General features: G+C 66.9%; 9 protein-coding genes. 2 read left to right on the top strand and 7 right to left on the bottom strand.

Annotation, left to right across the window (positions count from 1 at the left end; translation table 11 throughout):
• Positions 1-195 precede the first annotated feature (195 nt).
• From CHB74_RS09785 to panB, 3 genes are all read right to left on the bottom strand, one after another.
• Positions 196-1,542, bottom strand: coding sequence for a PQQ-like beta-propeller repeat protein (locus CHB74_RS09785; protein ID WP_089219446.1), 1,347 nt, complete (start codon positions 1,540-1,542; stop codon positions 196-198).
• Between the two features lie 5 nt (positions 1,543-1,547).
• Positions 1,548-2,249 (bottom strand): tetratricopeptide repeat protein, encoded by a 702-nt coding sequence (locus CHB74_RS09780; protein WP_089219445.1) that lies wholly within the window; start codon positions 2,247-2,249, stop codon positions 1,548-1,550.
• A gap of 87 nt (positions 2,250-2,336) precedes the next feature.
• Entirely contained in the window at positions 2,337-3,197 is an 861-nt protein-coding gene (panB, locus tag CHB74_RS09775) for a 3-methyl-2-oxobutanoate hydroxymethyltransferase (RefSeq protein ID WP_089219444.1), read from the bottom strand.
• A gap of 130 nt (positions 3,198-3,327) precedes the next feature.
• Here panB and CHB74_RS09770 point away from each other — a divergent pair, with 130 nt between their 5' ends.
• Together CHB74_RS09770 and CHB74_RS09765 are read left to right on the top strand one after the other, a co-directional pair.
• Positions 3,328-3,600 (top strand): hypothetical protein, encoded by a 273-nt coding sequence (locus tag CHB74_RS09770; RefSeq protein ID WP_089219463.1) that lies wholly within the window; start codon positions 3,328-3,330, stop codon positions 3,598-3,600.
• A gap of 406 nt (positions 3,601-4,006) precedes the next feature.
• Positions 4,007-4,432, top strand: coding sequence for a hypothetical protein (locus tag CHB74_RS09765; protein ID WP_144033764.1), 426 nt, complete (start codon positions 4,007-4,009; stop codon positions 4,430-4,432).
• Between the two features lie 76 nt (positions 4,433-4,508).
• Here the strand turns inward: CHB74_RS09765 and CHB74_RS09760 are convergent, their stop codons facing one another.
• The 4 genes from CHB74_RS09760 to CHB74_RS09745 all read right to left on the bottom strand — a co-directional run bounded on the left by CHB74_RS09760 (position 4,509) and on the right by CHB74_RS09745 (position 6,910).
• Complete coding sequence (locus CHB74_RS09760) at positions 4,509-4,856, bottom strand: ArsC family reductase (protein WP_089219442.1); 348 nt, start codon at positions 4,854-4,856, stop codon at positions 4,509-4,511.
• A 99-nt stretch (positions 4,857-4,955) separates the two neighbouring features.
• Complete coding sequence (locus CHB74_RS09755) at positions 4,956-5,612, bottom strand: glutathione S-transferase family protein (RefSeq protein WP_089219441.1); 657 nt, start codon at positions 5,610-5,612, stop codon at positions 4,956-4,958.
• A 25-nt stretch (positions 5,613-5,637) separates the two neighbouring features.
• Positions 5,638-6,075 carry a hypothetical protein gene (locus tag CHB74_RS09750; RefSeq protein ID WP_089219440.1) on the bottom strand — a complete coding sequence of 146 codons (438 nt, stop codon included), beginning with the start codon at positions 6,073-6,075 and terminating at the stop codon, positions 5,638-5,640.
• A gap of 145 nt (positions 6,076-6,220) precedes the next feature.
• Positions 6,221-6,910 (bottom strand): DUF3313 family protein, encoded by a 690-nt coding sequence (locus tag CHB74_RS09745; RefSeq protein WP_245842783.1) that lies wholly within the window; start codon positions 6,908-6,910, stop codon positions 6,221-6,223.
• Positions 6,911-7,043: the final 133 nt, after the last annotated feature.

The raw sequence follows: 7,043 nt of genomic DNA, 5'->3' as shown, positions 1-7,043 counted from the left end.
TTACGACAAGCTCGCCGCCAACTTCCTCGGCTTCGTCAAACTCGCCAGCATCATGCTCTGGATCAAATAATTAAATCGTCACTACAGCCTAGAGCGCTTTCCGATCTGCCGGATGATGCACCCCGGCTTGCAATCGCTCCGGAATCAAAATTCGGCCGGGGCAGCACCGTCACGGGCCGCCCCGGCAATCCATGGTCAGCGCCAGGCGGTCAGCGTGCCGTCCTCGGCCAGCACGAACAGCGTCTGGTTGGCGATCACCGGCGGCAGGAACACCGGGCCGCCGGCCTTGCCGGTGGAAAGCACGGTGCCGTCGGTCGGATTGACGTTGACGAGCGCGCCGTCGGTGCTCGCCAGGATCAGGCGGTTGCCGCCCAGCACCGGGCCGGTCCAGCTGATCGGGCCCTTCTTGTCCTTGGCATTGCGCCAGCGATCGAGCTGGGTGATCCAGCGCACCTTGCCGCTGGTCCGCGCGATGCACAGCAGGCGGGCATCGTCGGTGACGACGAAGATCCATTCACCCGCCACCCACGGCGTCGAAATGCCGGCGATCGACAATTCCCACAGGCGCTGGCCGGTGTTGAGTTCCATCGCCACCATGCGGCCGCCCTGGCCCACGGCATAAACGCGGCCCTGATCGATCACCGGATCGGCGTCGATGTCCGACAGGCTGGCCACCGCGGTCGAGATGCTGGTGCGCGACAGCGCATCCTGCCAGACGCCACGGCCGTTTTCGTAGCGATAGGCGTTCAATTCGCCCGACGAGAAGCCGGCGACCACGGTGCCCGCCGCCGCCGCCGGGGCCGCGACGCCGAACACGCCGGCCTGTTCCAGCGTGCCAGCCTCGGTCCAGACGACCGATCCGTCCTCCAGCTTCAGCGCGAACAGCTGATTGTCCTGGCTCACCACATAGACATGGCCGTTGGCCAGCGTCGGCGCGCCGCGCAGCGGGCCGGCGGGGCGCACGACCCAGCCGATATCGCCGGTCTGCGCGTCGAGCACGGCGACATCGCCCAGCCCCGTGGTGGCATAAAGCTTGCCGCCTTCGAAGCTGACGCCGCCGCCAAAGATCACGCGGCCGGCCTGCGATTCCTTCTTTTCCTTGCCCTCGGCCGTCTTCACCTGGCCGATCTCGCGGCTCCACAGCTCGCGGCCGCTGGCGGCGTCGAAGGCGTGGACGCGGCCGGCAATGTCCATCACGAACAGCTTGCCATCGGCCACCACCGGCGCCGCGGCCAGCCGCGCGCGCTTGGAACTGCCGTCGATATGCGCCTTCCACGCCACCGACAGCGTCTCGCCCAGCGCCAGATGGCTCATCGTCTTGGCTGCGTTGCCGCCGGGCTGGGCCCAGGCGTCGTTGATCGCCGCCCCCGGCACCGCGACCGGCACGTCGGCGATCGACGCGTCGATTTCCGCACCGGTTTCATAGGTCAGCACGGGCGTGCGTTCGCCCAGCACCGCCGTCTTGGGTTTGTCGGTCTTCTTGAAGACCCCGCAGCCGGACAGGCTGGCGAGGATCACGCCCGCGATCAGCACACGCTTCATGTTGGTCATTCCTTTGCGGCAGCCGCTGCGGCCGGGGCCGCGTCCACGCCCAGCGTCGTCGCAAGGCGCGCGGCGCGCTCACGGATCGACACCGGCACGCCTTCATCCTTGGCCATCGCCGCGAACAGCGGCCCGGCCAGTTCGGGCTTACCCATCTTCATATAAGCGACGGCGGTCATCTCGCCGGCGCTGCCGAACCAGGGGTTGCCGGCCACCGCCAGCGGCTTCAGCCGTTCGATCACCTGGGCGGGCGGCAGCGTGTCGAGCTCGACCGCGGTCTGGCGGATCAGCGCCAGATCGCGGAACGGCTGGGCCAGCTTGGTGTCCGCCACCGCCGCCTGATAGGCCGCGATCGCCGCCTTGGTGTCGTTGCGCTCCATCGCCGCTGCGGCCTGCGTCAGCATCGCCGCGCCGCGATAGCCGTCATTGCCCTCGGCCTTCAGCTTGTCCAGCTTCGGCGCGGCGGCCTTGTCCTGGCCCTGGCCGATCTCGATCAGCGCCTGGGTGAACTGCTCGCTCGCCGCATCCGCCGCCAGCCGCTGCTGGTGCTGCCAGTAAAGCCAGCCGCCGAACGCGACGAGGCCGACGACGATGGCAATGGCCAGGAAGCGCCCATAGCTCTTCCAGAAAGTGCCGATCTGTTCTCGACGCAGCTCCTCGTCCACCTCGCGGAAGAAGGCGTCTTCATTCTGGGGCTTCAGGGCCAAGCAGTCTCTCCAAAATTCGCGAGCCGCTTTCCTTAGCGGTGACTCGACCTGAACGAAAGCTGTGTTCGCCGCCGGATAGCGATCGGATCAGGGCTTGGGCTGATAGGTCTGCGCAGGCGTGGGGAAGCTGCGCGCGCGCACTTCCTCGGCATAGCTCGCCGCCGCCGCGTCGATCCGCCCGGCCAGGTCGTCATACCGCTTCACGAAGCGCGCGGTCCGTTCGAACATGCCCAGCATGTCGTCGATCACCAGCACCTGCCCGTCGCACTGCGCCGACGCGCCGATGCCGATCGTCGGGCAGGACACCTCGGCCGTCACCGCCACCGCCAGCGGCTCCACCACGCCTTCGATCACGATCGAAAAGGCACCGGCATCGGCGATCGCGCGGGCATCGGCGATGATCTTGGCATGTTCGGCATTGGTGCGGCCACGCGCGCCATAGCCGCCCAGCGCGTTCACCGCCTGCGGGGTCAGCCCGATATGGCCGACCACCGGAATCCCGCGCGATTGCAGGAAGTGGACGGTCGGCGCCATCGCTTCGCCGCCTTCCAGCTTGACGGCGGCGGCGCCGGTTTCGGCCATCACCCGCGATGCGGAACGGAACGCCTGTTCGGGGCTCGCCTCATAGCTGCCGAACGGCATGTCGACGACGACCACCGAATGATAGCTGCCACGCACCACGGCCGCGCCATGGGCGATCATCATGTCCAGCGTCACCGGCAGGGTGGAAGGCAGGCCGTAGATCACCTGCCCCAGGCTGTCGCCCACCAGCAGCATGTCGCAATGGCTGTCCAGCAGCTGCGCCATGCGCGCCGTATAGGCGGTCAGCATGACGATGGGCTCCTTGCCCTTGCGGTCCTGGATCTGCGGAACGGTCATCCGCTTCATCGGCGCCGGCGTGGGGTGCGCGCGGCTGGTCGATGTGTCGAGCGTGAAGGTGGTAGACATGGGTTGGGGTGGTAGCCCCGCCCCCATCCTCGGTCAAATCGCCCTCGGCGCACGGATCGCCATCACGGCCATCGACGGTTCATCCGCCGCCCGCTACAGCACCGCACCCCATAGCTGGCCGGACGATCCGATGCGCGCACTGCCCTTCCTGTTGCTTGCCCCCGCCCTCCTGCTCGGCGGCTGTATCGCCAGCACCGCGGTCGATATCGTGACCCTGCCGGTGAAGGCGGTCGGCGCGGGCGTCGATGCCGTCACCACCAGCCAGGAAGAGGCCGATCGCAACCGCGGCCGCGAGATCCGCAAGCAGGAAGAACGCGAGGCCAAGGCCGCCAAAAAGGCCGAGAAGGAACAGCGCCGCCGCGAACGCGAAGCGGAAGACGCCGAACGCGACGGGCGCGACTGATCCGCCCTCCTGACGGTCTGTTTGAAAATCCGGCGTTCGCCGGATTGCGGCACCAGCCCGCTCCCCCACCCGGCCGCCCAACGACATTATTCTGTGGGAGGCCGGGTGGGGGAGCGGGCTGGCGCCGCACTGGAAATGCGCTTCATGCGCATTTCCAAACAGTCACTGACAGCGTCTCAGTGTTTACCCGCAGTTGCTGGCGGTTAGGCGCAGGTGTAAAACAGAGTCGTCGACGGGTGGCCGCGCAAGGCTGATCTTCGCGCGCGCCTTTCCGTCGCGCTGACGATGAAGACGGTTCGCTGAAAGACGATATTCGCAGGCGTTCGTTCGCACATTGGCACGAGGCAGGTCAGGATCTGGCACGCATCGCCAAGGGATCCGGCCTTCTCATTCGATGAGGGATCCTATGCGCAAAGCTACCATGGCATGTGCCTTCATGGCGTCGGTTCTGCTCACCAGCGGCGCGGTCGCGCAGGAACGCGATCGGGACAAGACCCCGCGCACGCCCCCGGCCGGCTGGACCGAAATCGGCAATTCCCACGCCAAGCACATGTCGGACAACGACACGATCAAGGTCTTCGCGCCCAACAACAAGTTCCGCCAGCTCAAGGTGGCGGTGGCGGATGCCTCGCTGCATGTGAAGGAAATGATCGTCGTCTATGATGATGGCGGCAAGGAGAATGTGCCGATCCGCTATGTCGTGCAGAAGGGCAGCGAAAGCGACGCGCTCGATCTCCAGCGGCCCGGCCGCCCGATCCGCCAGGTCGATTTCAAATATGATACGCGCGGCTGGTTGCACGGCTCGGCCGACGTGTTTCTCTACGGCCGCTGATCGCGTTTTCGCATGACGGTGCCGCCGCACCGGCAGGGCGCGGCGGCACCGTCATATGGGCCGGCCAGGGTCCAGCTCAGCCGAACAGTTCGGCATAACGCTCCGGCTTGAAACCGACGGCGAGCGTGCCGTCCTTGTCCAGCACCGGGCGCTTGATCATCGAAGGCTGGGCCAGCATCAGCGCGATCGCCTTGTCGGCATCGATGCCTTCGCGGTCGGCGTCGGGCAGCTTGCGGAAGGTGGTGCCCGCGCGGTTCAGCAGCACTTCCCAGCCCAGCGCCTGAACCCAGCCGGCCAGCGTCGCCCGGTCGATGCCCGCCACCTTATAATCGTGAAATTCGGCGGCGATGTCGTGCGCGACGAGCCAATCGCGCGCCTTCTTCATAGTATCGCAATTTTTGATGCCGTAGATCGTGATCGCCACGCCTGTCCTCCGTCGTGATGCCCCGCGAGTGGGACAGGCGTGGCCACCCGTCAAGCATGGTCGCGCGCGCAGCGAAGGCGCCTTTGCAAGCGCGCCCGCTCAGCCCGGCGGCGCGCCGCCGGGAAAGAAAGCGCGATAGGGCCGCGCCTCGTCCACCGCGCGCGCAAAGCTCGGCCGCGCCAGCAACCGATCGAAATAGGCCGCCAGCACCGGATGCCCGGCGCGAAAAGGATGCACCCAATCGGCATAGAAAAGCGCCGGCGCCGCCGCGCAATCGGCCAGGGTAAAGCCATCGCCGGCCGCCCAGGCCCGTCCCGCCAGCCGCGCCTCGAACATTGCATAGGCCTTGTCCAGCGTCGCGCGCGCGTCAGCCACGCCATGCGGGTCGTGGGCATCGGCCGGCCGCAGCCTGTCACCGACGATCTTCTGCATCGGCAGTTCGACGAAATGATCGAACAGCCGGTCCATCAGCCGCGCCTCCAGCGCCACGGGGCCCGCCTTCGGCACCAGCGGGGCGGCCGGGCCGATCGCGTCGAGATGTTCGATGATGATCGTCGATTCGGGCAGCGCCTGCTTCGCGCCCTCATCCTCCAGCAGCGGAAATTTGATCATCGGCCACAACGCCGCCAGCGCCGCGCGCTGGTCGCCATTGCCCAGGTCCACGATCTGCGGGGCAAAGGCGATATCGCGCTCATAAAGCGCGATCAGCACCTTCTGGCAGAAGGACGAAAAAGGGTGGAAATGCAGTCTCAGCATCGCAGCGTCCTTCGCGCCGAACCGATCAGCTCAGCCATCCGCGCCGCGTCGCGTGGCCGGCATAGCCGACAAGCAGCAGCCCGATCAGGATGATCACCGCCGGGAACAGCGCCGCCGATGCGCCCATCGTCTTCAGGATCGGCGTCGCCAGGAAGGTCCAGCCGAACTGCGCGATCGCAGCGACCACCGATACGATGAACAGCGGCCGCGCCCAGCTTTTGCGCGCCACCAGCGCGATCGCGCCGAGCAGGCCGATCCACACCGCCACGGCATAGGCGCCCGTCACCCAACCCGGCATCATCTGCCAGATTTCCTGCTGGTCCGCCGGCAGCTTGGCGATGTCGGCGGCCGACATGCCGACCTGGCTCACATAAGCGAAGCAGCCCATCACCTCCCAGGCGAGCGCCAGCAGCGCGACGATCCAGAACCAGATGGGCGGCTTCACCGCGTCCAATGCAGCCATGTCGATCCCTCTCTCCAGCATGGGGCCCATCGGGTCGAACCAGCGCGCCCGGCCCGCGACGCGCAGCCTGCGCCCTTCGTCACGCCGGCGCAATGATGCACGTCGCGGCAAGCCGCGACGCGACCGGCCGGGCAAATCCCGCGCGCTATTTCTTCGCCGGCATCGCGTTGGCGTCGATCGGCGAAAGCGTCTTCAGCTCGTTCAGCCCGTCGACGCTGATCTTCGCCCAGTGGCCGAACGCCTGCTCGAAATCCGCGCGGTTGGTCACGCTGTCACGCCGATAGACGAAATTGTCGCCGATATCGCGCGAATCCACCGCGCGGCCCAGGATCGCCCCGGTCACCGAATCGCGCGCCTCCAGCACCAATGTCGCCCCGCCCGCCTCGCGCGAATAGGTGCGCACGCGGCCCGCGCTCATCGTGTCGGGGGCGTTCACGGTCAGGTCGATCACGGCGGTGCGCACGCGCAGCACGTCCGGCCCGGGCGTCGTCACCACCTGATAGCCGCCCTGCTGATACGCCTTGGCGAACACCTCCTCGAATCCGCTGCGCGCGGCCGACAGGATCTTGGCGGCGTCCTCGTCGCTGATCCGCCGGTCGAGGCCAACCGTGTCGTTATTATAATCGCGCTGCCAGTTCTTCTGGAACGCCACCTCGGTGGGGTCCAGCATCACCTTGCTATAGGTGCGGAAATCGGCGCCGGGCAGCAGATAGACGGTGTCCAGCCGCTTCGATTTCACCTTGTGCAGATTGTCCCAGGTGTCCGGCGTCTTGGCGGTCGCGGGCGCCACCGGCGCAACGGCGATCAGCGACAGCGCGGCAAGGCAGGTCATCATTCCGCGTGGCATGGCAATGCACCTCCGAATGAAACGGAAGCGACATTATGCCTGCGCCGGCCGATCCCATATCGGGGAAAGTCCCGACAAAGGCGGAGGCGGGTCATTTCCTTTCGCCGGTGGCGGCCAATAT

It is taken from the genome of Edaphosphingomonas laterariae (genome assembly GCF_900188165.1).
Lineage (GTDB): Bacteria > Pseudomonadota > Alphaproteobacteria > Sphingomonadales > Sphingomonadaceae > Sphingomonas_E > Sphingomonas_E laterariae.
Note: the sequence above shows the minus strand (reverse complement) of the source record. Positions and strands in the feature narration are given on the sequence as shown.